The organism is Octadecabacter antarcticus 307 (genome assembly GCF_000155675.2).
Lineage (GTDB): Bacteria > Pseudomonadota > Alphaproteobacteria > Rhodobacterales > Rhodobacteraceae > Octadecabacter > Octadecabacter antarcticus.
This window is the reverse complement of sequence record NC_020911.1, coordinates 92,611-117,211: the sequence shown is the minus strand read 5'-3', so window position 1 is coordinate 117,211 and position 24,601 is coordinate 92,611. Positions and strand designations below refer to the sequence as shown.

Here is a 24,601-nt window from a genome sequence, read left to right as displayed (position 1 = left end):
TCCTTTCTCACTCGGCCGGAGAGACGATGGGTTGCGTGTCATCGTCCTTCGACGCGTAGTGCGCGTTGAAGTCATCCTCAATTGTTGCGGGGGGTGCCATCGGCTTTTCGATGACGCCCAGCAACGGCAGAATAACGAGGAAGTAGGCGAACCAGTATGTCGCAGCGATCAAGGAAATCGTTGAATAGGGTTCCGCAGCAGGCATTGCGCCTGCCCACATCAAAACGATGAAGTCTACGACAAGGAGGCCGAACCACCATTTGAACATTGGACGGTAGCGTCCCGACCTTGCCGACGAGGTGTCGAGCCATGGAACCAACGCCATGACAATGATCGCGCCGAACATTGCCATAACACCAAAGAACTTTGCGTCGATGATGCCAAAGCTGATCCATTCAGCAAAGATCACGACCCAGACCTGATTATCGAACGCCCGCAGAATTGCGTAGAATGGCAAGAAGTACCATTCCGGCACGATGTGTGCCGGTGTCGCAAGCGCATTGGCTTCAATGTAATTGTCAGGGTGACCAAGATAGTTTGGCATAAAGCCAACAATCGCCACGAAGATCGCCAAAATGACGGTTAGCGCGAACAGGTCCTTGATGACGAAGTAAGGCCAAAACGGAAGCGTGTCTTTTTCGGCTTCTTCTTTTGATCCGCGACGCACTTCAACACCCGTTGGGTTATTGTTGCCTGTCGTGTGGAACGCCCAGATATGAACGATGACAAGACCTGTGATCAAAAAGGGCAGCAGGTAATGCAGGGAGAAGAAACGGTTCAGCGCAGGTTGGCCAACAGCGCCAGCACCAAGCAGCCAAGTTTGCAGGGTTTCACCGATTAAAGGAATCGCGCCAAACAACCCAGTGATAACGGCTGTACCGTGGAACGACATTTGGCCCCATGGCAGAACGTAGCCCAAAAAGCCCGTTGCCATCATCAGAACAAAGATCAACATACCGATGATCCACGTGACTTCGCGTGGTGCTTTGTAAGATCCGTAGTACAGGCTGCGGAACATGTGCGCATAGACCGCTACGAAGAACAACGATGCGCCGTTCATGTGGAAGTAGCGGATCATGTGGCCGCCGTTCACGTTGCGCATAATGTGTTCAACTGACGAAAATGCCAAGTCGACGTGTGGCGTATAGTGCATCACCAGCACGACGCCTGTCGCGATTTGCATTGCCAGTGTAAATGTCAGGACAATGCCCCAGATCCACATCCAGTTCAGGTTCTTCGGCGTTGGCGCCATCAGCGTTGAGTAAAGCAGTCCAACGATTGGCAAGCGGCTGTCGAGCCACTTTTCGCCGCTGGTCTTTGGTTCGTAATGGTCGTGGGGAATGCCGCCCATGGGTTTCTCTCCTTAACCGAGTTGAATGGTTGTTTCGTCCACAAAGGACGCAACAGGAACAGGAAGGTTGCGCGGGGCAGGTCCTTTGCGAATACGGCCAGCGGTATCGTAGTGCGATCCGTGACACGGGCAGTACCATCCGCCAAAGTCGCCAGCACCATCGCCCAGCGGGACACAGCCAAGATGGGTGCAAACGCCCATTTGAACCAACCACTCACCGGTGGTTCCAACCGGAACGCCCATGGAACCATCGGGGTTCCGAGGACTAAAATTCGCTAGTGCGCGGTTTTCATCTGTGGCTTCGGCTTCGCCTGAAATATTTGCGTTCTCGGCGCCCATGTCGACGAGTTCATCAATCCCGACGGCACGCGCTGCTTCAATTTCTGTTTCAGTGCGGCGGCGAATAAACACTGGCTTGCCCTGCCACAGCACCGTCAGCTGTGTGCCGGGTGCCACACTGTCGACGGGCACACGAATCGATGCGAGCGCAAGAACATCCGCCGAGGGGTTCATTGAATTTGCGAGCGGCCAAACCGCGGCACCCGTGATGACTGCACCAGCGCCAGTTGTCGCGTAATAGATAAAGTCGCGGCGCGTTGTGTTATGGTCTTCTGCGTTCGACACCTGTTGTTCTCCGAATTTTGGGGCTTTTGCCCGTCAAATACGACGAAAGTTCCTTAAAAGGGACAATCATTCCGTTCGCTACTTAGACGCGTGTACCCGCTAGGTCCAGCACCATTCAAGCGCATCTGGCAGCATGCGGCGATTGGCCCCCGTCACCGGCCCCCGTCGTCGGCCCCTGTCACCGGCCAGCGTCATTGGCACCTTTATGGTTTTGTCGCCTGCATCGCGCCGCGGGCTTCAAATTCTGCCTGCCATGTTGCCAAGGCATCGTTACCGTGACGCCAGTTGCGTGCGTCGTGGCGCAGATCAACATACGACAATGCGCAGGATACGGCGATCTGGGCCATATTTAGCGGGCCACTGAGGTGGCTCATCCAGCGATTGTTGATCGCTGCAATCGCGCGGGCAGCTTTGCCCCATTGCGCCTCTGTCCATTCGGGGGATTTCTGATCGGGGCGGAAACGCGCGTCGTAGGTCATCGCCACGGTCACATCCATGATCGTATCTGCCGTCGCCTCAAGTGTGAGGACTTCGTAAAGGCTGGTCACCGGATAAAGCCCTGCATCTGCCATATCATCCAAATAGCGCGTGATGACGCGGCTGTCGTAAATCGCTGGGCCGTCTTCACGGATCAGCGCAGGTATTTTTCCTGTGGGATTCGCAGCAAGGATTTGCGCGTCTGACGCCAGTGGCGAGGACGAAATTTCAATTTCCTCAACGCGGTCAATCAATCCAGTTTCACGCAGCAAAACGCGGGCTTTGCGGGCGAAGGGCGAGGGTGGGGACATGATCAGTTTCATAGGTCTTCCTTTCAGTCGTCGTTGGGTGGGTCGCGCATCAGCGCAGCTAGGGAAGTAGTTTCCATGCCAATCCCGCCTTGGGCCATCGCGTTGGCGGCACGCAGCCGCACGTCATCGGGCTTGTTCTGGCTCAGCTTAAAGGTGCTTTGCATGTCTGTGATGGTCAATCGGCACGGGACGATCTGGCGCATCATCTTTTCCAAGACATCTGGTGTCATCTTGGCGGCCGTCCATTGGGGTTTAGGCAGCCGACCTTCAAAATGTGCGGTCTGGCGATCGAGCACGTCGCGCATGTTGTCCTGGCCGCGAATTTCCAACGTGCCACGTATTTCCACGGCCACATAATTCCACGTTGGGACCTGATCAGGCACTCCGTACCAATCTGGGGACACATAGCCATCTGGTCCTGTGACCGTGAGCAGGACATCAAGCGGGCAAGCAAGCGCACGCGCGATCGGGTTTGAGCGGACGAGGTGAAGATCAAGGGTCGTTCCATCCCCGTCCAACAGCACAGGCACATGCGCCGCGAGCAATCCGTCAGGGCCTATCGCTGTGATTTGTCCAAACGAGCGTTGGCGCAGAAATGCCAAAGTACGCGCATCAGGCGTTTTGCGAAAGATCGGGTTGGGGTGCATCGGGTCTATCCCAGACAGTTATAGTAGCGTTCAAGGAAACAGGACACGATCCTGACCGGATTTCCAAGGGGGATACTTTTTCATAATCGACGTAAAGCGGGCAGAGGATTTGAACGCCGCAAGCCATGAGTGTGCGTGGGTGAAAGATTGCCTGTCCCACCAGTCCAGATCGGTATGGGCGAACTGGCGCACAAACGGCAGGATCGCGAGGTCGGCGAAGGACGGACTATCGCCATAAAGCCATCGCTTTGTGTCAAGCTGTGCGTCAAGTTTGGTAATGAAGCTAGCGGCGGTTGCACGGCTTTCTGCGGCGTCGATATCAGGATAGCGGACGGCGTATTTGGTATGGTCGAGGGCTATTTTGAACGACCCGTCACATTCGGCAATGAGGGCGGTGGCGTTTTCGGTCATGTCTGGTAACAAACGTTCGGGGTCGCTGCGGCCCAGCGCCCAGTGCATGATGTTGCGCGATTCTTCGATCACTTCATCGGCCACCATGACGGGGACCGTGCCCTTGGGGGAGGTCGTGAGGAAGTCGGGCGCTTTGTCGCGCAGCAGGATTTCACGCAGTTCTACAGTGAGGCCCGCTGAGGCAATCGCAAGGCGTGCGCGCATGGCGTAGGGGCAGCGCCGGAATGAATAGAGTATTGGTGTTGAGATGTCGGAGCCTCCGGCGGGAGTTTTAAGGCCAAGATGAAGCTGTGAGCTGCGATTGTGTCTGGCCGGTTATTAATGCTGTGACGATCCGGGATTCCGGTTGGTCAGTATCAAAAGTGACTTCGGTGAACTGTTCCGTACGGCCCATGCGTGGATTTTCCATCAAGATATGATGGGTCTTCCCCAGTTGTGCTGCGAGGTGTTTGGCGACTGCGATGTCGCCGGCAGCCCGAAGACGTGCGGCGCGGGCTTTGATGTCTTTGCCGTTCACCGCCGGCATCCGTGCGGCAGGCGTGCCGTGGCGTGGGGAATAAGGGAAAACGTGCAGCCATGTTAGGGCGCAGTCATCCACCAGTTTCAGCGAGTTTTCAAAATGCGCCTCAGTCTCTGTTGGGAAGCCGGCAATAATGTCCGCGCCGAACGTCATGTCGGGGCGCAGTTTGCGGGCGTCTTCAGAAAACTTGATCGCATCATCGCGCAGATGACGACGTTTCATACGTTTGAGCATCAGGTCGTCGCCATGCTGGAGGCTCAAGTGCAGATGCGGCATGAGGCGCGGTTCTGTGGCGATGGCGCGCATAAGATTGTCGTCCACCTCAATTGAGTCAATCGAACTGATCCGAAGGCGCGGCAGATCCGGCACCAGTTTCAGGATACGCATGACCAGATCGCCGAGTTTTGGCAGCACAGGAAGGTCCGCGCCCCACGACGTCAGGTCCACGCCCGTCAGCACGATCTCGTTGTAGCCTTTGCCGACCAGCCGTTTGATCTGTTCCACCACAACCCCAGCCGGAACGCTGCGCGAATTGCCACGACCGTAAGGGATGATACAGAATGTGCAGCGATGGTCGCAGCCGTTTTGCACTTGGACGTAGGCGCGGCTACGCGTGCCAAAGCCGTCGATCAGATGGCCGGCGGTTTCGGTGACGGACATGATGTCATCGACCTGCACTGGTTCGGTTTGCCCGATCAGATCGGGGGCCATGCCAGCCCAGGTGGCCGCTTGCATCTTTTCAGTGTTGCCGATGACTTTGGACACTTCGGGCATCGCGATGAAGGTTTCGGGTTCGGTCTGCGCAGCGCACCCTGTCACGATCAACGTCGCATCCGGGTTTTCGCGCCGCAGCTTGCGGATTTCTTTCTTGGCCTTGCGCACGGCCTCGGCGGTCACGGCGCAGGTATTCACGATGACGGCATTTTGCACGCCTGCGGCACCTGCAAGCTCTTTCATCGCTTCGGTTTCGTAGGCGTTCAAGCGGCAGCCAAGTGTTGTAAACTTTGGCGCGTTCATCCGTGCCACACGCCGCTGAAGACATGCGCGGTCGGGCCAGTCATCCAGACGCCGTCATCGCGCCAATCGATGTGGATCGTACCGCCATCAAGATCGATACGCACGCTGCGCCCTGTAAGTCCTTTGCGATGGGCAGCAACAGCCGTGGCACAGGACGACGAGCCCGACGCAAGCGTCACCCCGACACCGCGTTCCCAGACCCGCATGCGAAGATGGTCAGGGCCAACAAGATGTGCGAACTGCACGTTGGTACGTTGGGGATAGATCGGATGGTGTTCGATCAGCGCGCCCATCGCCGCCAGATCAATCGCTTCGGCATCTTCCACGAAGAAAGTGCAATGTGGATTGCCCATGCCCGTCGCCATTGGCGCACCGTTAATCGGTAGCGCATCTAGGTCGACGTCACGGGCCAGTGGAATTTCCTGCCAGGTAAGTTGCGGCAGCCCCATATTAATTGAGGTCATACCGCCGCCAGCGTCTTGCGCCAGCAAGATGCCGCGATCCGTGGTCAGCGTCACATCGGTCTTTGTCGTTTCGTCCATAATGTGGCGCGCAATGCAGCGTGTGGCATTGCCGCACGCGCCTGCTGTAGTGCCATCCGCATTGTAAAATGTCAGATGAACGTCGGCATCCGCGCGTTTTTTCATCACTGCCAGCTGATCAAAACCCACACCCCGGTGGCGATCCGCCATAGCCATCACGATCGCGTCCGTTACCCGCAAAACGCCGTCACGCGCGTCGATCACTACGAAATCGTTGCCAAGGCCATGCATTTTCATAAACGGTACGCCGGAAGGGATGTTCTGTGTCATGTCGGCGCATATAGTTGAGCGTCCGCGACTTATCCAGTCTTGCAAGATGATTAGGGGTTGACCGTAGAGGCGGCTGTTTCTAAATGCTCGCGGTGTGGGCCTGTAGCTCAGTTGGTAGAGCAACTGACTTTTAATCAGTAGGTCCCCGGTTCGGATCCGGGCGGGCTCACCATTAAATCAAAGGGTTGGGCGGAATCGCCTGACCCTTCCTTCATTTCTAGTGTCTTTTTAGTCGCTTTATTGACTTTGTTTTCGGGTGATTTGTGATGTTCAACTATGAGAGCCTTACCGCAGATTTCTGATGTGTTTGCAGAAGAAACCTGGATTTGCACGACCATTTGAATTTTTTACAATCCCACGCACACTCTCTCGCCACCACAACCCTAAACTGCTGCACTCTACCTGCCTAGGTATTGTCGTAACCTTGGGCATCGCGATGCTCTTCAGAGGGTTCTGTCGCAAATTTTTCGGCAGAACCGCCTCGGCTACATAAACACAGCCAAACCCACGAAAGAATGCACCAAGCCCGATATGGACGATGCCAGTTACCGGGCGCAGCACATGGGCGGAATTTGGATGTTTAGCGTGCAAAACAGCCTCCAAGATAATTTGGCCAACATTTCCAACCCGCGCCAAGCATTTAGTCACGCGACTTCCAGGCTTCGACATTGCGATTGATCGAGGACGGCCGTGTGGTGCCAAGCAGCACGGATGCCACACATTTTTCTGCGAGGGGAAATTTCAATGCTGCTTTCGCTAATGGCGTTGGTGCAACATCCATTTCGAGGACGCGGACACGCTCAAGGATGTCTGACGGTGCCAGACCATAGTCATAGAATGCGCCTTCAACCGGTCCTGTTGCCAGTATGCCAGAGTTGAATACCCCGCCGATCACAATAGAGATTCCGCGCTCGCGACAGAGCGGTAGCAATTCTGATTCAGCAGACCGGTCAAGCAATGTGTAGCGCCCTGCCAACAAAATTGCATCCAGATGACCATGGGCCATGACATCCAGACAGGGTCGAACCTCGTTCACGCCAAGACCGAAACCGGCAATCTGGCCATCGCGTTTCATCTTCTGTAATTCTGGCAAACCACTGGTTAGAAATGTCGCAAGGTGCCTTGCATAGTCGCTCGGCTTTGTTGCACAAATAGTCTCGTATCAGGGATTCATGTTGTAAATCCAGCATGGTAGCTGGCGTCATGAGTAAACCTATCGCCCCGATTTACCGCACGAGGAACTGGCCTGAGTATAACAAGGCCCTGAAGCGACGCGGGTCACTGACCATTTGGTTTAACCCAGAGGTCACTTGGAAAGCTGCGCCTACCGTTGCCCGGCAGTGGTTTGTTTGCAAACCATGAGAGGGGGGCAAACGGGGCCGCCAGCCACGCTATAGCGACGCGGCGATCCAAGCCTGTCTCACGTTGAAAGTGCTGTTCGGAATGCCTTTGAGGCAGGCGACGGGCTTTGTGGAAAGCCTGTTGAAATTGATCGACCTTGACTGGGAGGTCCCAGACTTCAGCACGTTATGTCGGCGTCAGAAAAGGCTATCGGTTACCATCCCGTATCAGGGCTCAAAGGGCCCGCTAAACCTCCTTATCGACAGTACCGGCATCAAAGTTGAGGGCGAAGGTGAGTGGAACGCTCGCAAGCATGGCGGGCCGAAACGTCGGGTGTGGCGCAAGATACATATAGGGATTGATGAAGAAACGTTGGAGATACGCGCGGTCGAAGTGACGAGTAGCAGCATTGGAGACCCACCCATGTTGCCCAACCTTCTCGGTCAGATCACACCAGATCAGAAGATTGGCAGTGTCACAGCAGATGGGGCATATGACACCCGCAAATGCCATGATGCGATTGCGGCCCGCAATGCCCGTGCTGTCATCCCGCCACGCAAGAATGCCAAGCTATGGAAGCCGGATACGCTGGGGGCCAGAGCCCGAAACGAAGCGGTACAGTCCTCAAAGGATCTCGGCCGCGCTCAATGGCGTCGCTTGAGCGGATACCACCGCAGGAGTCGTGTTGAGACAAAGATGCATTGTTTGAAACTACTCGGGCAGCGCCTGGCCGCACGAGACTTTGACCGGCAAGTTGCGGAAGTCCAAATCCGTGCCGCGATACTCAACGGCTTCACCGCCCTTGGCATCCCAAACACCGTTACTGTAGGCTGAATCCGTCAGGGGTCAGGGGAAGCACGCCATAAGGGCGATTTGTGCAACAAAGCCCCCAACAGGCCAAAAAGCCAAACGGGCATTATTTTTCCATACAGTTCAGGTAGGCCAAAAAAGATTATTGAAAAAGGAAGGGCTACGATAGCGACGCCCAAATAAAGCGCTAAAAGAATCTTTAAAACATATAGTTTTGGCATATGCGAAAGCCCCTTTTCGGTAAGGATTACCGCAAGGAAGATGCTTATGCTCGCGACAAGAGCGCTGACAAAATGGGCTTATGTAAATGATAGGGTCTCCGCAATTTTTTCCTTAATGACGCTGCCTATTAGGGCGGTTACTTTTTCTTTTTTGCTCCATCAAAGCGTCTGGAGAATGGCACTTTATTCTGGCTCAAGATGAATTGCTATGGAAAGTCCCAGTGTTCGCTCTTGGGCGAGTTGGATCAGAATTTCGCCAAAAGCTTACTACGACGCGCGATATTCAGCAGGAGTCATTCCCATAATCGCTTCGTAAGTTGGCTGGAGAGAAGCTCCCAGACCGCCCGAACGCGTGGTGTCTTCTGCAGAGCTTCGTGGGTTGCAAGCCAAACGTCGTTTCCATCTGGCTTTAGGTCCGGCAAAACGCGGGTTAACATTTTATCTTGGCTTGCCATCAGCGTACTGCAAAACCCGATGCCGTTCCCCGCTCGTATCATATTCCAATACACTAAGTGGTTGTCGCATCGCACTGAAAAAAGAGACGGATTTGCATCTGGAAGGTGTTTACGAAACCCATCGAGTATCTCCGCGGATTGATCGTACCCCAACAAATTATGATATACCAAGTCGTCTAGGGTACGTGGAACACCGTATAATTCGAGGTAAGATTTGCTTGCGAAAGCTCCAATCTCAAGTGTTCCTATCTTGGTCCTCACCAATCCTAATTTATCGGGGCGAAACAATCTGATCGCGATATCGGCTTCGCGCGCGGACAGATTTGCCGCCGAATTTTCAACAATTATCTCGACATCGATTTCCGGATACTGTTCCTGAAGCGTGACCAGAACGGGGGGGAGGAAGTGATAGGCAATCACCTCGCTTGTACTGATCCTGATTGTGCCATTTACAACCGTTTCCTTCCCGGCGATCGCAAGAGCCAGATGGTTGGCTTGATCCGCCATATTCTGTGCAAATTCGAGTATTGACGCACCTGCGTCTGTCAGCACCAAACGGTAGCCGCGCCGATCAAACAAGGTGAGGCCTGTTTGCGTTTCTAATTCCTTCAACTGACGTGAAACGGTAGGCTGACTGCACGCCAATTGTGCGGCTGCCTGTGCCACTGTTCCAGCCTGTACAACGGTTAAAAACGTCTTCAGAAGTGACCAATCTATATTCATAAACGTATATTAAACATACCTATTTTTCTACATCAATAGAAATTTGTATCAGTTATCCCTTAATGAACGATGCGAAGAAATTGAGGATATTATGAAAAAGACTGTTTTGATTGTGGGCGTGGCAGGGCGTTTCGGACGTCAATGTGCATCAGCGATGCGGGACGCGGGATGGCACGTTCGGGGCTTTGCACGCACGACTGAAAAAGCCAACTGTATTGACGGTGTTGAACCCTATGTCGGCGATATCATGGACCCAACAGCGTTGGGCAATGCCGCCAACGGCGCAGACGTAATTGTGCAGGCTGCAAACCCACCATACCAATTGTGGAAAACGCTACTGCTCGAGATGAACCAAGCCGTCATTGATGTTGCCATAAATGTCGGAGCCACAGTTGTTGTTCCACAGAACGTCTACATTTTCGGCAAAAAGGGCGGTGTTTGGAGAGAAGACGCACCACACGTCGGATCAAATGCGTTGGCGCGCATTCGCATGACGATGGAAGCTGCGTACAAAAAGGCGGCCATCGATCACGGCTTACCAATTCTTGCATTCAGGATGGGTGACTTTATAGACGGTCCAGATCACAGGCCAAGTGGGAATTGGTTCGAAAATCACATTACAAAGGCCGTCGCGACGGGTGATTTCACTTACCCTGGCCCAATGGACCGTGATCATGCGTGGGCCTATTTGCCAGACGCCGCCCGTGCGATTGTTGATATTCTGAATACGCCAAACGCGGTTGTCGGGCATTTAGACCTTAACTTTCCCGGCTGGGTTTTAACGGGCGCGTCTATGAAAACCGCTATTGAACACGCGGTTGGTAAGCCAATGAAGCGTAAAAAAATGCCATGGGTTCCCATGAATGTCATTGCGCTGTGGTCAGCGCCTTTGCGAAATGTTGTCAGCCTACGCTACCTGTGGAATGTGCCGCATCGGCTGGGTACTGATCGTTTTGATCACTTACTGCCACACTTCGAGGCTACAGACCCTACGGAAGCCTTTACAAACCGTTGGGAAACGTCGTGAAGCCGACAGATAAGGTCTCCATCTCTGTGCTCGTGATCACTGGGATATTGGCGGCCTTGTCAACAATCAGAGTCTTCCCACTTGGTCTGGACCTGGCTTTCTCTGCCATGTCTCATCAGTTGATCAACGCACGGCAGATGTTCGTGATGCATATTACCGCGGCATCCCTCGCCTTAGTTTTCGGATCGATCCAGATCATTCCGGTGCTTCGCAATCGCTACCTAAGTGTTCATCGCGGTATCGGTCGCCTATATGCGCTGGCGGTTTTGTTGGGTGGCATATCCGGCTTTTTGATCGCTTTTCAAATAGACGGCATCATTGGAACTGCTGGCTTCGCTTTGTTGGCTGTATTTTGGGTGTTCACAACAACGCAAGGTGTGCGTTTTGCGCGGGCGGGTTTGGAGCCGGCGCATCGACGGTGGATGACTTACTCGGTCGCGCTGACCTTTGCAGCTGTATCCTTGCGCTTACAGTTACTGATTTTTGCCGTTGGTCTGGCAATGCCATATCATCAGGTCTACCCGTTTCTGGCTTGGTCATGTTGGGTGCCCAATACTATATTTGCGCTCTGGTATGTTCGTCGATCTACCAATTGATAACCTGAACTTACATCAATCCAACAGACCCTTTTTGGGGCCAAACAGCTCTCGAAACCATTACCCATTAGACCCCATCTTGGACCAAGGACAGATACATGCTTATGTTTATGAAACGATACCGGATGGAGAAGCTGGACAACTTCAAATAATCGCTCGGCTTTACGCAAAAGATGTTCCTCAGAATGAATGCTGCCATGATGCTGTCAGCATGCCATATTTATGTTGCCATGCAAACGTGCGAACAAGGCCACCGAAACATGAGAGGACAGGCTATGATAAAGGGAAGTTGCTGCTGCAAAGCAGTCCAATTTGAGCTAGCGAACAAACCGTCATTTGTTGGTACGTGCCACTGCTCAAGATGTCGTAAGGTTGGCGCTAGAACCATTGCATTCATTAATAAGGAAGACCTCGGATGGATTGCAGGTAAGGACTGCGTTCAGGTTTTCGAACCGATAGCCCCATATATTTATGCGCGCTGCTTTTGCAAAATCTGCGGCACATCACTCGGCGAGATATTATCCACCGAAGATAGTTTCCCAATCGCGGCAAATGCCCTTGATGGAGATTTCGGCCTCACAAACCAATCCCATGAGTTCGTTGGTGAAAAACCTTCATGGTATAATATCTGTGATGATGCACCCCAGAACGATGGGCATCCAGAAAAGGTGTAAACGGATACTCAAACTGTTCTATCGGAGGGCCGCTAAGTCCGCACACCGGACCTCCGAGACTGTTCCACAAACGAGCCAGACTGTGTGAAAACTATTGGCTACTCTTAAAAACGCTAAAAAGGGCCAAATTTATGGCCTCTCTCGTTGAGCTGAAGGTCTGACAGGTCGACATCTGAAAAACAGCGGGACCAAAAGAAGCCAAACTCCGATTTTTCACACAATCTGGAGCGTTTTTGGCATAAAACGTTAGTGAGGGATATGGGGCTTTGTTGCACAAATAGTCTCGTATCAGGGATTCATGTTGTAAATCCAGCATGGTAGCTGGCGTCATGAGTAAACCTATCGCCCCGATTTACCGCACGAGGAACTGGCCTGAGTATAACAAGGCCCTGAAGCGACGCGGGTCACTGACCATTTGGTTTAACCCAGAGGTCACTTGGAAAGCTGCGCCTACCGTTGCCCGGCAGTGGTTTGTTTGCAAACCATGAGAGGGGGGCAAACGGGGCCGCCAGCCACGCTATAGCGACGCGGCGATCCAAGCCTGTCTCACGTTGAAAGTGCTGTTCGGAATGCCTTTGAGGCAGGCGACGGGCTTTGTGGAAAGCCTGTTGAAATTGATCGACCTTGACTGGGAGGTCCCAGACTTCAGCACGTTATGTCGGCGTCAGAAAAGGCTATCGGTTACCATCCCGTATCAGGGCTCAAAGGGCCCGCTAAACCTCCTTATCGACAGTACCGGCATCAAAGTTGAGGGCGAAGGTGAGTGGAACGCTCGCAAGCATGGCGGGCCGAAACGTCGGGTGTGGCGCAAGATACATATAGGGATTGATGAAGAAACGTTGGAGATACGCGCGGTCGAAGTGACGAGTAGCAGCATTGGAGACCCACCCATGTTGCCCAACCTTCTCGGTCAGATCACACCAGATCAGAAGATTGGCAGTGTCACAGCAGATGGGGCATATGACACCCGCAAATGCCATGATGCGATTGCGGCCCGCAATGCCCGTGCTGTCATCCCGCCACGCAAGAATGCCAAGCTATGGAAGCCGGATACGCTGGGGGCCAGAGCCCGAAACGAAGCGGTACAGTCCTCAAAGGATCTCGGCCGCGCTCAATGGCGTCGCTTGAGCGGATACCACCGCAGGAGTCGTGTTGAGACAAAGATGCATTGTTTGAAACTACTCGGGCAGCGCCTGGCCGCACGAGACTTTGACCGGCAAGTTGCGGAAGTCCAAATCCGTGCCGCGATACTCAACGGCTTCACCGCCCTTGGCATCCCAAACACCGTTACTGTAGGCTGAATCCGTCAGGGGTCAGGGGAAGCACGCCATAAGGGCGATTTGTGCAACAAAGCCATGATTTTGGCTAAGCTTACTGGCACGGCATTTCCAATCTGGCGCATGGCTTCGCCCCATGCGCCCATGACTTTAAAGTTCGTTGGGAAAGTTTGCAGTAATTTTGCCTCGTGTACTGTGAAGTATCGGATGCTGCCATCGGTATACCTCACCATGTTCTCACCTCCGGGAACGCCGTGAACACCGGCTTTCAGCGTCTTAGCAGGTAGATCGTAATAGCTACCTGTATGTCCCGGATATGATTTTGCGCCACCTTTAAAAATATGATCATCAATGCCGTGATCTTGTAAGGGATCAGGTAGGTGAGAGAGTGCATCTCTTACTGTAAGCCATGGCTTTAGCGGTTCTGAAAAAAGGATTTTTGTATCTGTCTGTTCTCGCCACAGCATTGCTCGAGTTGTACTTTTTTGGGAGATATCCCGTGTTTTTCCCAATAGGAGCCATTCTGCTGTTGTTCATACAAAAGAACCTGCTTCGAATGTGTCTCTTCTGGGAAACTCCATTTTACATTCAGATCGGAACGCACCCCTACAATGAAGACCCTCTCTCGTGCTTGAGGAACCCCATAGTTAGCGGCATTTAAGAGCTTAAAGCTGACATCATAGCAAAGCCCCCTTGGACACGATTGCTTCAATTCAGAAAGATGATCCTGCCAGTCTTCAGTGGGATTTTTTACTTTATCAGGGAATCTTAGACGTAACAAAATGTAGTCAAAATAGTCAGAGAAAGAACCACGAAGCAGACCTTTGACATTTTCAAAAATGAAGGCTTTTGGTTGGAGCTCTTTAATCGCACTTATGGCGAGCGGAAACATGTCGCGGCCATCATCATTGGCCTTATGCTTTCCACCCGTCGAAAATGGCTGGCAGGGCGGCCCGCCGGCAACAACATCAATACCTTCAAGGCTACTGAAGTCGAAGTTGCGAATATCCCCTTCGAAGGGCTTTGTTGCACAAATCGCCCTTATGGCGTGCTTCCCCTGACCCCTGACGGATTCAGCCTACAGTAACGGTGTTTGGGATGCCAAGGGCGGTGAAGCCGTTGAGTATCGCGGCACGGATTTGGACTTCCGCAACTTGCCGGTCAAAGTCTCGTGCGGCCAGGCGCTGCCCGAGTAGTTTCAAACAATGCATCTTTGTCTCAACACGACTCCTGCGGTGGTATCCGCTCAAGCGACGCCATTGAGCGCGGCCGAGATCCTTTGAGGACTGTACCGCTTCGTTTCGGGCTCTGGCCCCCAGCGTATCCGGCTTCCATAGCTTGGCATTCTTGCGTGGCGGGATGACAGCACGGGCATTGCGGGCCGCAATCGCATCATGGCATTTGCGGGTGTCATATGCCCCATCTGCTGTGACACTGCCAATCTTCTGATCTGGTGTGATCTGACCGAGAAGGTTGGGCAACATGGGTGGGTCTCCAATGCTGCTACTCGTCACTTCGACCGCGCGTATCTCCAACGTTTCTTCATCAATCCCTATATGTATCTTGCGCCACACCCGACGTTTCGGCCCGCCATGCTTGCGAGCGTTCCACTCACCTTCGCCCTCAACTTTGATGCCGGTACTGTCGATAAGGAGGTTTAGCGGGCCCTTTGAGCCCTGATACGGGATGGTAACCGATAGCCTTTTCTGACGCCGACATAACGTGCTGAAGTCTGGGACCTCCCAGTCAAGGTCGATCAATTTCAACAGGCTTTCCACAAAGCCCGTCGCCTGCCTCAAAGGCATTCCGAACAGCACTTTCAACGTGAGACAGGCTTGGATCGCCGCATCGCTATAGCGTGGCTGGCGGCCCCGTTTGCCCCCCTCTCATGGTTTGCAAACAAACCACTGCCGGGCAACGGTAGGCGCAGCTTTCCAAGTGACCTCTGGGTTAAACCAAATGGTCAGTGACCCGCGTCGCTTCAGGGCCTTGTTATACTCAGGCCAGTTCCTCGTGCGGTAAATCGGGGCGATAGGTTTACTCATGACGCCAGCTACCATGCTGGATTTACAACATGAATCCCTGATACGAGACTATTTGTGCAACAAAGCCCTTACCACGTGCACAGTGCTTTATCCCAGCACCAACAACTAAGGTATACTGCAAACTATTCCATATTTTACGCTGGTAAATAATTCAAAGGAGTTAACGTGGAAAAAATTGAGAAACGGTCTGACTATGAGCGCATCCAGTACTTAGAGGCTCAAGTGACCGAGCAAGACGCTTAAATTAGGGGCCTAATAAGTTTAGTTGGGCTCGTCGTAACAGCACAGGTGGCCTGTCATAATGATGGAGGAATTGCTGCCCGCATAGCAGAGGAATGCGATTATGACTTAGAACGCGCGGATGCAGGTGGAACAGAGCATGTTGACCCCATTTTTTTTGAAGCTCGCGGCCTTTTATATGCTGAACTTTTAGAAGGTATAAGTACACCGGGATTTCTCAACACGTACTGGGTCCGAATTATTATTCCTTGGCTGTATCGAAAAAGGTTTGAAAAATTAAAGCGTATTGAATCTCGTTTAGTGAAATATGCGTAAACTCGATGAAGATGCTTAATTCACCACGATACAGAGCAAAATAGAAAACGCAGCGGTCTGCCCTGCAGGAGTCCTTCTGTAAGAAAACGGAAAGTTTGCCGAACGCACGATGCGTGCGGCGGCGCAGGGTCTGGTAAGGCGCACCCAGATTATAGATATGGGATACGTAGTCGTGAAGCTGTTGTTCTGCGGGCTGTTATCGTTACGCTGGTTAGCAACAAAACTTAATCATTTGTTACTCTCAAACGTCTCTTCGAGAATGAGCCACCCTAAGCTTAACTTCTTGCGCGGTCGCGTATTTTAATCAATAGAAAAATTTACTTCAACCGGGATGTTTTAGATATAAACGCACTGTGATAATGGGTAGAAGAAATACAAATCAGTTTAAACCCATAGAAAAAATCACTAAAATAAGCTATTTTAAAGTAGTTGCAGTTTAACGCTTAAGCCCAGGCGCACCACCTTGAACTATCATTCTCTGATTTGACTTGCTGAAAGTCTTGGAAAAAGTTGACTTATCTCTTTTTAGATCTTCCAGCTCTTTACATCGCTGTCTTTCTGCAACTAGTTGGATTTTCTTTTGTGCGACGGTGTCATCCGGATTAAGTAAACCAAGTGCAACACGTGCTGACTCAAGTCTACTCTCATACCTACTTATCGACAATTGAACTGATATCTCGAGCGCATTTTTAGCTGTCATTTTCTTCAACGAAAAATCAGTTTTTCCACATTTAACAGCGTGGATTACTTTTTTTCAATCAAGCTTGTCAATCGCAGAGTAAAATGGGACCTCTGTCGCGGGGTAAGAAGGGGCCATTTCGGGTGATGTTTGTGTGGCGCTTTGGTGGGCGTGCTTGTCATATAGCTAACGCGCGCCAAAGCGCATGTTGGCCCTAGGGCCACCATTGTTCTGATCTGGATGGGGCTTACTTTTGTTTGTTACGGCTGTGTTTGAGCCTGTAGCTTTCGCCGTTCATCTCAAGAATGTGGACGTGGTGGGTCAAACGGTCCAGTAACGCGCCTGTCAGGCGCTCAGAGCCAAAGACCTCGGTCCATTCATCGAAGGGCAGGTTCGAGGTTATGATGATGGACCCGCGTTCGTAGCATTGGGATATGACTTCAAAGAGCAATTCCGCGCCCGATTTGCTGAGGGGCACAAAGCCCAGTTCGTCAATGATCAACAGGTTCTGGCTTGTCAGATGTTTTTGAAGGCGCTGCAATCTCCGCTCATCTTGGGCTTCAATCAGGTCATGGACCAATGCTGCCGCCGTTGTGAAGCGAACCTTCAGTCCCCTCTGACACGCAGCCAACCCAAGTCCCAAAGCGATGTGCGTCTTGCCCGTGCCTGAGGGGCCAAGGGCGATGATATTCTCCCTGCGATCCACGTAGTCGCAACGCGCCAGATCCATCGTCAGCGGCTTGTTCAAGCTGGGCATGATCTTGAAGTCAAAGCTGTCCAAGCTTTTGGTGCTGGGGAACTTCGCCGCTTTGATCCGACGTTCAATCATCCGCCGTTCACGGTCGATCAACTCCATCTCACACAAGCGCGCCAAGTAGTGGATGTGGTCTTTGTTCTCTGCAGCACAGAGCTGCGCCTGTTTGGCATACTCGCCTTGGAACGTTGGCAGTCGCAGTTGTTTAAGATGATGCCGCAGAAGGATCTGAGGGGCTTCAGTCATGCCGCCGTCCTCCCCATCAGGCTCATGTAACTGGACGGGCGTGTTGTGCCGACATTGGCCTTGGGCAAGTAGGGATAGAAGTCCAAATCCAATCGCGGTGGCCGCTTCTCAACTCTGCACAGCACAAGATGTTTTACAGCGTCATACCCAATCGCGCCCAGATCAATGGCATGCTGGATCGCACCCTGCACAACATCCATTTCGAACGTCTCCAACAGACGAAGGACCTGAACATATTCCCGCTTGCCCGGCTTACCCATTCTGGCTTCAAGCAGCCGGTGCAGCGTGGCAAATACATCTGGCAAATTCCAACCCTGCAAAGGCGCGGCCTGATCCAAGGCACCCACCTTTTGTTCAAGCAGGGGCAAAAAGTGCAACGGGTCAAAGATCATATCCGCTGATGTGTAGGATCGTTTGTGCCGCGCAATAATCTCGTTGCCGCAGCCGATGATAACCTCATGCACAAACCCACGCACGTGAACGTCGTGGTGCGCATAGGCTACTGGCACCGAGTAATCATTGCTGCGATAGCGCACCATTGAGATTGACGTGGCCCGCGTGCTGACGTGATCGCAGGCTTCATATTCTGCGATGGGCAATCCCATCAGAGCATCCAAATCCGACATCAGGCGTGCGCCTATAGTTTGGGTGTGACCCCGCAACGTATCGCCCTGACGTGCTAAACACTTCTCTTCCAAATGTGTGTTCAGATCATCAAAGCTGTCATAACGAGGTGCGGGAACCATGAAGTTGCGGCGGGTGTATCCAACCATGCCCTCAACGTTGCCTTTATCGTTCCCTCGCGCGGGTCTGCCAAACTTGTCATCAAACAAGTAATGCGACTGCAGCTCCGTAAACCGACGTGTGCGGATGCGCGTTCTGTCCCCGAGTATCCGAGCCACGGCGATCTTGGTATTGTCGTAGAGAATGGATTGCGGAATGCCGCCAAAGAAAGCAAAGGCCGAGACATGGCCATCACAAAACGCCTCGGTTGTCTCAGCTGGATACCCCTTCACAAATACAGCATCAGAATGCGGCAGGCTCATCACGAAGAAGTGGATCTTACATTCTACGCCGCCAATCACGCCAAGGGTCTCGCCAAAATCGACCTGTGCATGGCCCGGACGATGCGACAGTGGCACAAACACCTCTTTGGTGCGCCGCTTTTGCTCCCGAACGTAATAAGTCACCGTCGTCAGGCTGCCAGCATACCGATGTTCGTCGCGCAGGCGTTCAAAAATACGCTTCGCTGTATGCCGCTGCTTTTTGATCAGGGCCTTATCTGTGCGCAGGATCTTGTCGATAACACCGACATAATCATCAAGCGTTGGGCGACGTGGCGCTTCTGAACGGCGGTAACCAGGTGGCAGTGCATGACGCAGCATCTTCGCGATCGTCTTACGGTCCTTGTTAAAATATCGAGCCGCTTCTCGGGCTGACATACCGTCCTTCAAACAAGCGCGGCGCACACGATTATAAATATCCACAGAATACATCTCCCGCCCTCCGAATAAACGAAGGGCACAAACTGGCGGAATTTTACTCCGCTACAACTGCGCTATGTCGCAGCCGTTTCTGTGGCCCATTATTGCTGTGCGTTTTACAGGCTTCAGAAAGTCCAGCAGCAAGGCCAATCCTATGAGAGCCAAAGCTAGGGCTTGTGGGACTGCCAGTGATATCGCCCAGCGCTTCCTAAGCTGCCAGTTCAAGGCAAGCCGAATGGCACCCCCAGCAACTGCTAGGGACGTTAATGATGTCAGCATCGGTGTTCTCCATGATGATTTTTATCATCATAGAGGCTGGGAAATTCTCAGTTTTGGGAGGTGGCCTTGCGTCGTGAGACAAGCTTATCCCATGAGACGAGCCGCAATGACCCAACTGTCTCACACAAAACCCCAGTCCCTACTGGTTTATCCGACTGCCTGAGACAGTGAGACAGCAAGACAGGCACAAACCCCTAACGGTGTGACCACTTATGACGTGCTGCTTGCGCTTGGTGTTCGTCGAAGAGGTTTTGTGCTTGGAAACCTACGCTGAGGTGTTTGGGAGGTGTTGGGCTAGACCTTCAAGTACCCAACTACCCGAGTACCCAGCCCAGAATCTCACCCTAGGCTTTGATACCCTTCGGTACCCCAGCAATCAGTGGCTCCCCTAGGTCCTTCTTACGGGTCCCCTATATGAAGAGCCTAAGAGGGTCCCTTGAGGTGTTATTGTTCTTTTGTTATTCTACTACTAACAACAACCCACCCTCTAAGGACTTACCCTAGGGTGACCTGAGGGTTCCCAGAACATTAACAAGGATACCAGCTCCTTACGGGTCCCCTATATGAAGAGGGGTTAGATATCCCCCTTAGGTCCTTTTGTATTGATGTTGTTCTTATTGATTATCCACAACAATCTACCTTCACTAGATACACCCATTGGATCTACCCTAAGGTCACATCAGGGGTGATGCCTGTATGTTCTTTAAAGACCTTCAGCATGACGGCCTTAGCTTTTTCTGACTGATCATCCCGAACAACAACAGCATCATGGATTGGTAGGGCGGTAATCCTTTGGGTCTTTAGGGTTAGGAGGACATCAACTAGGATGTCTGACTCCTTACGGAACAACTGCATACCAATGCCCGAGGTCATCAGTGGGTAGATGGCAGCATGCTTCTGCTCAACTGCTTTGAGAACGTCCATAATACTGTATCTTGCAGGTAGAGCCAACGTGGACAGTCGCATAGACCAGCACGAACGAAGAACACCTGTATTTTGATACAGTCCACAAAATATGAGGCCCTATTTCGGGAGCGAAACAGATTAGAGACAACTTTCGGGTTGATTTGGCTTTACCACTTAGTGGGCTGAAGTCACGGCTGGTTTTGACGCTCGCGTTCCGACGTTCAATCACTTCTACCGAACGGAAACTGGCCGTATTGTATTGATTTTAATTTACCACAGGGAAGAATAGGCGATCTTTGCTAACAATGCATTTAAAGAGCGTTCACGGGATTTAAGTAGCGCGCTTCGTGCTTGTAAAGAAACTGTTACTTGTGCCTTCCCGGCCTTCGCAGCAGCCTCCTTAATGGTGTTGCCAAGCGCAAGAAGACAGATGACCTCCACCTCCTTTGATGAAAACTGCGGATATTTATACAAGATGCTCTCTTCCGAAATACCGCTACTTAGTCTCATCACTCTTCCAACAATAAAACTAGGTCCTCCTGCATAGAAAAATTGTCTTTTCAAAGCCAACTGCAGTGGCTTACAGCCCTTTTGTTCGACATGGGAAGCGTATTGGCCATCTTTATCCAAGTAGTAAATTATATCATGAATTTTTAAAGATAAGTCTTTGACGTTCTGAATATTTTTTAAATCTGTAAAACTTTTGGTTTCATCTAAGATGATTAGTTTTCCTGATTTGGGGGCGCAGATTACAGGCGCACATGTCCATCTAGCAGGTTGGCCTAGTCCAAAAGGCATTGGAAACATGCCCAACTTGGTTAAATCGCGCAAGGCAATCAGTCCACGAAATTCACGTGATACTTTTGGGATGTGCGTTATAATTATACCAGTAGGGGTATAATTAAAATATATATTTTCGCTTGTAAAATCTATATAATGTGTAATGTCAATTACCTCGCCCAAGAGCGAGATATGGAAGTCATGAAAGTATTGATTACTTTCAATTTTGTGAATGAGGGCATCGATATTATTGTGGTCATTAAATGAATTGGAAACAGTAAGCCAGCCGGCTGCTTCTTGAGCATGCACGATCTCTTGTAAAGAAGAAGGAAGAGATAATGGCTCAATTCCATAAAGGTCCCACAACGATTGTGAAACACTTATAATGCTAAAGTTTCTATCGGTGATTATCGATGCAGGGGAACGCCCAGCTTCTTTTTGCTTTAATGGTTTCGCCACAGCGCTAGCATCTATAGTTTGAGATATATTTAATGACTGACCTATGTGATCCGATTCTCCTATCTCGATGTGTATGGATTTTTGAAATTTCATATCAAGTCCTAGAAATGCTCCAAGAGTATTAAATAATTTAGTTAAATATATAGATTAAATTTATTATTATTGCAAATATTCATTCACATACTGTAGATTATTTGCTTAAAAACCTACAGCTTGGGCTGATTGGAGCGACGCAATATTAATTATTTTACTTAATATTGCTTTATTGCAAAGGTTTATTTATGGAAATTTAGTAATGAATCCAAAATGATAGATTACGATCAGTGGAGACTTGTGCAATCGTATCTCACTGCGTGGCTTAGACATGGCTTTTCGGCGATGAAGCCTGAGTGAAAGCGGCTACACTGGTCTGGCATCCATTTTTTCAGACCAGCCAATTTCGCCCCAGGAACCGCAGTCATCCGAAAATCAGGTGGCAAGTGACCTTATCGCGCCACTGCGGGCCAAACAGGCTTAATTTTGACATAAAGCAACAAAACCTCAAGGTATATCACTATTTTCATATATTATGCGTTGGTGCACTGAAGAAAGCCACCGGCTTTGTTGCACAAATAGTCTCGTATCAGGGATTCATGTTGTAAATCCAGCATGGTAGCTGGCGTCATGAGTAAACCTATCGCCCCGATTTACCGCACGAGGAACTGGCCTGAGTATAACAAGGCCCTGAAGCGACGCGGGTCACTGACCATTTGGTTTAACCCAGAGGTCACTTGGAAAGCTGCGCCTACCGTTGCCCGGCAGTGGTTTGTTTGCAAACCATGAGAGGGGGGCAAACGGGGCCGCCAGCCACGCTATAGCGATGCGGCGATCCAAGCCTGTCTCACGTTGAAAGTGCTGTTCGGAATGCCTTTGAGGCAGGCGACGGGCTTTGTGGAAAGCCTGTTGAAATTGATCGACCTTGACTGGGAGGTCCCAGACTTCAGCACGTTATGTCGGCGTCAGAAAAGGCTATCGGTTACCATCCCGTATCAGGGCTCAAAGGGCCCGCTAAACCTCCTTATCGACAGTACCGGCATCAAAGTTGAGGGCGAAGGTGAGTGGAACGCTCGCAAGCATGGCGGGCCGAAACGTCGGGTGTGGCGCAAGATACATATAGGGATTGATGAAGAAACGTTGGAGATACGCGCGGTCGAAGTGACGAGTAGCAGCATTGGAGACCCACCCATGTTGCCCAACCTTCTCGGTCAGATCACACCAGATCAGAAGATTGGCAGTGTCACAGCAGATGGGGCATATGACACCCGCAAATGCCATGATGCGATTGCGGCCCGCAATGCCCGTGCTGTCATCCCGCCACGCAAGAATGCCAAGCTATGGAAGCCGGATACGCTGGGGGCCAGAGCCCGAAACGAAGCGGTACAGTCCTCAAAGGATCTCGGCCGCGCTCAATGGCGTCGCTTGAGCGGATACCACCGCAGGAGTCGTGTTGAGACAAAGATGCATTGTTTGAAACTACTCGGGCAGCGCCTGGCCGCACGAGACTTTGACCGGCAAGTTGCGGAAGTCCAAATCCGTGCCGCGATACTCAACGGCTTCACCGCCCTTGGCATCCCAAACACCGTTACTGTAGGCTGAATCCGTCAGGGGTCAGGGGAAGCACGCCATAAGGGCGATTTGTGCAACAAAGCCGCGTCCAGCACCAAAAACTCGGGCATCTTGGCGTATCCCAGATGACCGTTGATCGCCTGAAACATCATTCCAGGAAACTGTGCCGTCAATCCGATCTTAATTGGCGCTTGAATGGCGTCAGTGCCGCGCAGAAGCAGTGTGGCGATCCGATCGTCCGTCGCCTTATATTGAATATAGGCAAGATTTATCAAATCGTCAGGCGTTTGCGGCCGCCCGGCGGTATCAAGATATTCAGGAGTAGCTACATGCAAGATCGACAGAGTGCCGATTTTTTGGACCACTCCTTTGCCATCCCCGACCAAGCCCGATCTCAGGGCGAAGTCGATGTTTTCAGCCGCCAAATCCAAAATGCGATCATCGGCACGCAGAACGATTTTCAGGTCAGGGAATTGCTTGGACAATTCAATGATGACCTCGCCCATGATGTGTTGGCAAAAAGCCAAATTTGCTGTGACGACAAGCTGCCCCTCCACTTTGTCGGATAGGTCCTCCAGCGCCGTTTTCAGGTTCGCTTGTTCGTCCAACATGGCGACGGCGTGCCTAAATACTATTTCTCCGGACGGAGTCATTCGTACGCCGCTTCGGTTTCGCGAAAGCAGTCGGGTGTTGAGCTTAGTTTCCAGCGCAGATATTTGTTGGCTAATTGCAGGTTGCGACATGCTACGTTGACGGGCAGCACCGGAAAGCGAGCCCGACTGGACTGCGGACACAAAACTTTCAAACGCTCCCAACATATCCATAAGTAAATCTTATCTCTCTTATCACAAAAAATTGGATTTTATCTAAGCATTTACTTCACTATTGATCAACCTGCCTAGTTGTATGCGGGAAAAGGGATACTCAACATGATGATAGGTCACTTCGCGCTTGGCGTAGCCACAAAGAAATTTGCGCCAATGATACCGATTTGGATATTGTTGCTGGCACCACAGTTCATGGATGTGGTGTTTGTGCCGTTCGTATTGATCGGCATGGAGAGCTTTGAGTTTGGACCATACGGTCATCTATCTCTGAATATACAATACAGCCATTCTTTGGTCGGCGCGCTGGCTATCGCCGCAGTCGCTTACTGGATCGGGAACCGCTTTTGGAAATCCAGCCACGGCGGTATAGTTTTGGCCAGTCTGAGTTTTTCGCATTGGATGCTTGATGTGCTGATGCACCGCCCAGACATGGCGGTGTTGCCCGGCAATCTGGGTAATCTGCCGCTGTTGGGTTTCGGTTTGTGGGATTTTGAATTTCAAGCGTTAGCAACCGAAGTGGCAATGGCTTTGATAGCCGTAATCCTCTATTTTCATTGGGCCTGGAAAGAACAAAAGGATGCGCGCTGGTTTGTTGGCCCAGCCGTGATTACTCTGTTTTTTGCCGTACTGATAGCGTCGGAAATCGGAAACTTTTCGGCAGTCTGACGGCACCGCAGGCTAACTGGAT

General features: G+C 51.6%; 22 protein-coding genes, 1 tRNA gene and 5 pseudogenes. 9 read left to right on the top strand and 19 right to left on the bottom strand.

Annotation, left to right across the window (positions count from 1 at the left end):
- Nucleotides 1–7: 7 nt before the first annotated feature.
- The 7 genes from OAN307_RS00600 to dapF form a co-directional block, all read right to left on the bottom strand.
- Nucleotides 8–1,351 carry a cytochrome b gene (locus tag OAN307_RS00600; RefSeq protein WP_015497948.1) on the bottom strand — a complete coding sequence of 448 codons (1,344 nt, stop codon included), beginning with the start codon at nt 1,349–1,351 and terminating at the stop codon, nt 8–10.
- Nucleotides 1,352–1,363: 12 nt separating this feature from the next.
- The gene (gene petA, locus OAN307_RS00595) at nt 1,364–1,975 is read right to left on the bottom strand and encodes a ubiquinol-cytochrome c reductase iron-sulfur subunit (RefSeq protein ID WP_015497947.1); all 612 of its coding nucleotides are present in this window, start codon (nt 1,973–1,975) and stop codon (nt 1,364–1,366) included.
- Between the two features lie 203 nt (nt 1,976–2,178).
- Nucleotides 2,179–2,775 carry a glutathione S-transferase gene (locus OAN307_RS00590; RefSeq protein WP_015497946.1) on the bottom strand — a complete coding sequence of 199 codons (597 nt, stop codon included), beginning with the start codon at nt 2,773–2,775 and terminating at the stop codon, nt 2,179–2,181.
- An 11-nt stretch (nt 2,776–2,786) separates the two neighbouring features.
- Nucleotides 2,787–3,410 carry an FMN-binding negative transcriptional regulator gene (locus OAN307_RS00585; RefSeq protein WP_015497945.1) on the bottom strand — a complete coding sequence of 208 codons (624 nt, stop codon included), beginning with the start codon at nt 3,408–3,410 and terminating at the stop codon, nt 2,787–2,789.
- Between the two features lie 30 nt (nt 3,411–3,440).
- Nucleotides 3,441–4,025, bottom strand: coding sequence for a glutathione S-transferase (locus tag OAN307_RS00580; RefSeq protein WP_015497944.1), 585 nt, complete (start codon nt 4,023–4,025; stop codon nt 3,441–3,443).
- 67 nt (nt 4,026–4,092) lie between these two features.
- Nucleotides 4,093–5,358, bottom strand: a complete 1,266-nt coding sequence (gene mtaB, locus OAN307_RS00575) for a tRNA (N(6)-L-threonylcarbamoyladenosine(37)-C(2))-methylthiotransferase MtaB (protein ID WP_044042938.1) — start codon at nt 5,356–5,358, stop codon at nt 4,093–4,095.
- Nucleotides 5,355–6,170, bottom strand: a complete 816-nt coding sequence (gene dapF / locus OAN307_RS00570) for a diaminopimelate epimerase (RefSeq protein WP_015497942.1) — start codon at nt 6,168–6,170, stop codon at nt 5,355–5,357. Before dapF ends, mtaB begins: the two co-directional genes overlap by 4 nt.
- A 96-nt stretch (nt 6,171–6,266) precedes the next feature.
- Between dapF and OAN307_RS00565 the strand changes: the two genes are divergently transcribed.
- A tRNA-Lys gene (locus tag OAN307_RS00565) sits at nt 6,267–6,342 on the top strand.
- A gap of 468 nt (nt 6,343–6,810) precedes the next feature.
- Here the strand turns inward: OAN307_RS00565 and OAN307_RS00560 are convergent.
- Nucleotides 6,811–7,263: an aldo/keto reductase gene (locus tag OAN307_RS00560; protein ID WP_275450629.1), complete on the bottom strand. Its 453-nt coding sequence runs from the start codon at nt 7,261–7,263 to the stop codon at nt 6,811–6,813.
- 110 nt (nt 7,264–7,373) lie between these two features.
- On the opposite strand from OAN307_RS00560, the pseudogene OAN307_RS00555 reads away from it, so the two are divergent.
- Nucleotides 7,374–8,345, top strand: a pseudogene (locus OAN307_RS00555) (IS5 family transposase).
- 490 nt (nt 8,346–8,835) lie between these two features.
- Here OAN307_RS00555 and OAN307_RS00545 read toward each other — a convergent pair.
- Nucleotides 8,836–9,720 carry a LysR family transcriptional regulator gene (locus OAN307_RS00545; RefSeq protein WP_015497940.1) on the bottom strand — a complete coding sequence of 295 codons (885 nt, stop codon included), beginning with the start codon at nt 9,718–9,720 and terminating at the stop codon, nt 8,836–8,838.
- Nucleotides 9,721–9,811: 91 nt separating this feature from the next.
- Between OAN307_RS00545 and OAN307_RS00540 the strand changes: the two genes are divergently transcribed.
- The 4 genes and pseudogenes from OAN307_RS00540 to OAN307_RS00525 all read left to right on the top strand — a co-directional run bounded on the left by OAN307_RS00540 (nt 9,812) and on the right by OAN307_RS00525 (nt 13,318).
- Nucleotides 9,812–10,747: an NmrA family NAD(P)-binding protein gene (locus OAN307_RS00540; RefSeq protein WP_015497939.1), complete on the top strand. Its 936-nt coding sequence runs from the start codon at nt 9,812–9,814 to the stop codon at nt 10,745–10,747.
- Entirely contained in the window at nt 10,744–11,343 is a 600-nt protein-coding gene (locus OAN307_RS00535; protein ID WP_015497938.1) for a DUF2306 domain-containing protein, read from the top strand. Before OAN307_RS00540 ends, OAN307_RS00535 begins: the two co-directional genes overlap by 4 nt.
- Before the next feature lie 173 nt (nt 11,344–11,516).
- Nucleotides 11,517–12,017: a GFA family protein gene (locus OAN307_RS31595; protein ID WP_456299433.1), complete on the top strand. Its 501-nt coding sequence runs from the start codon at nt 11,517–11,519 to the stop codon at nt 12,015–12,017.
- Nucleotides 12,018–12,346: 329 nt separating this feature from the next.
- Nucleotides 12,347–13,318: pseudogene (locus OAN307_RS00525) on the top strand (IS5 family transposase).
- A 5-nt stretch (nt 13,319–13,323) separates the two neighbouring features.
- On the opposite strand, the gene OAN307_RS29330 reads toward OAN307_RS00525, so the two are convergent.
- The 3 genes and pseudogenes from OAN307_RS29330 to OAN307_RS00515 all read right to left on the bottom strand — a co-directional run bounded on the left by OAN307_RS29330 (nt 13,324) and on the right by OAN307_RS00515 (nt 15,339).
- Nucleotides 13,324–13,761, bottom strand: coding sequence for a DNA cytosine methyltransferase (locus OAN307_RS29330; protein WP_217564376.1), 438 nt, complete (start codon nt 13,759–13,761; stop codon nt 13,324–13,326).
- The gene (locus tag OAN307_RS29325; RefSeq protein WP_333783212.1) at nt 13,710–14,300 is read right to left on the bottom strand and encodes a DNA cytosine methyltransferase; all 591 of its coding nucleotides are present in this window, start codon (nt 14,298–14,300) and stop codon (nt 13,710–13,712) included. Before OAN307_RS29325 ends, OAN307_RS29330 begins: the two co-directional genes overlap by 52 nt.
- Before the next feature lie 67 nt (nt 14,301–14,367).
- Nucleotides 14,368–15,339: pseudogene (locus OAN307_RS00515) on the bottom strand (IS5 family transposase).
- Nucleotides 15,340–15,627: 288 nt separating this feature from the next.
- Here OAN307_RS00515 and OAN307_RS27560 point away from each other — a divergent pair.
- On the top strand, nt 15,628–15,894 hold the full coding sequence (locus tag OAN307_RS27560; RefSeq protein ID WP_015497936.1) for a hypothetical protein: 267 nt from the start codon (nt 15,628–15,630) through the stop codon (nt 15,892–15,894).
- A 436-nt stretch (nt 15,895–16,330) separates the two neighbouring features.
- On the opposite strand, the gene OAN307_RS00510 is transcribed toward OAN307_RS27560, so the two are convergent.
- The 5 genes from OAN307_RS00510 to OAN307_RS00485 form a co-directional block, all read right to left on the bottom strand.
- On the bottom strand, nt 16,331–16,603 hold the full coding sequence (locus tag OAN307_RS00510; RefSeq protein WP_144055471.1) for a hypothetical protein: 273 nt from the start codon (nt 16,601–16,603) through the stop codon (nt 16,331–16,333).
- Between the two features lie 217 nt (nt 16,604–16,820).
- Nucleotides 16,821–17,573 (bottom strand): IS21-like element helper ATPase IstB, encoded by a 753-nt coding sequence (istB, locus tag OAN307_RS00505; RefSeq protein ID WP_015497935.1) that lies wholly within the window; start codon nt 17,571–17,573, stop codon nt 16,821–16,823.
- Nucleotides 17,570–19,069 carry an IS21 family transposase gene (gene istA / locus OAN307_RS00500; protein WP_015497934.1) on the bottom strand — a complete coding sequence of 500 codons (1,500 nt, stop codon included), beginning with the start codon at nt 19,067–19,069 and terminating at the stop codon, nt 17,570–17,572. The genes istB and istA overlap by 4 nt, the downstream gene beginning before the upstream one ends.
- Before the next feature lie 930 nt (nt 19,070–19,999).
- A complete protein-coding gene (locus tag OAN307_RS00490; protein ID WP_015497932.1) occupies nt 20,000–20,260 on the bottom strand; it encodes a hypothetical protein in 261 nt (86 codons plus the stop codon).
- Nucleotides 20,261–20,512: 252 nt separating this feature from the next.
- Complete coding sequence (locus OAN307_RS00485; protein ID WP_015497931.1) at nt 20,513–21,574, bottom strand: hypothetical protein; 1,062 nt, start codon at nt 21,572–21,574, stop codon at nt 20,513–20,515.
- Nucleotides 21,575–22,144: 570 nt separating this feature from the next.
- Between OAN307_RS00485 and OAN307_RS00480 the strand changes: the two are divergent.
- Nucleotides 22,145–23,116 (top strand): annotated as a pseudogene (locus OAN307_RS00480) (IS5 family transposase).
- Nucleotides 23,117–23,121: 5 nt separating this feature from the next.
- Here OAN307_RS00480 and OAN307_RS00475 read toward each other — a convergent pair.
- Nucleotides 23,122–23,697 carry a LysR substrate-binding domain-containing protein gene (locus OAN307_RS00475; RefSeq protein WP_051067923.1) on the bottom strand — a complete coding sequence of 192 codons (576 nt, stop codon included), beginning with the start codon at nt 23,695–23,697 and terminating at the stop codon, nt 23,122–23,124.
- Nucleotides 23,698–23,733: 36 nt separating this feature from the next.
- Nucleotides 23,734–23,904, bottom strand: a pseudogene (locus OAN307_RS31050) (LysR family transcriptional regulator); the annotation flags it as partial.
- Between the two features lie 111 nt (nt 23,905–24,015).
- On the opposite strand from OAN307_RS31050, the gene OAN307_RS00470 reads away from it, so the two are divergent.
- Nucleotides 24,016–24,579, top strand: coding sequence for a metal-dependent hydrolase (locus tag OAN307_RS00470; RefSeq protein WP_015497928.1), 564 nt, complete (start codon nt 24,016–24,018; stop codon nt 24,577–24,579).
- Nucleotides 24,580–24,601: the final 22 nt, after the last annotated feature.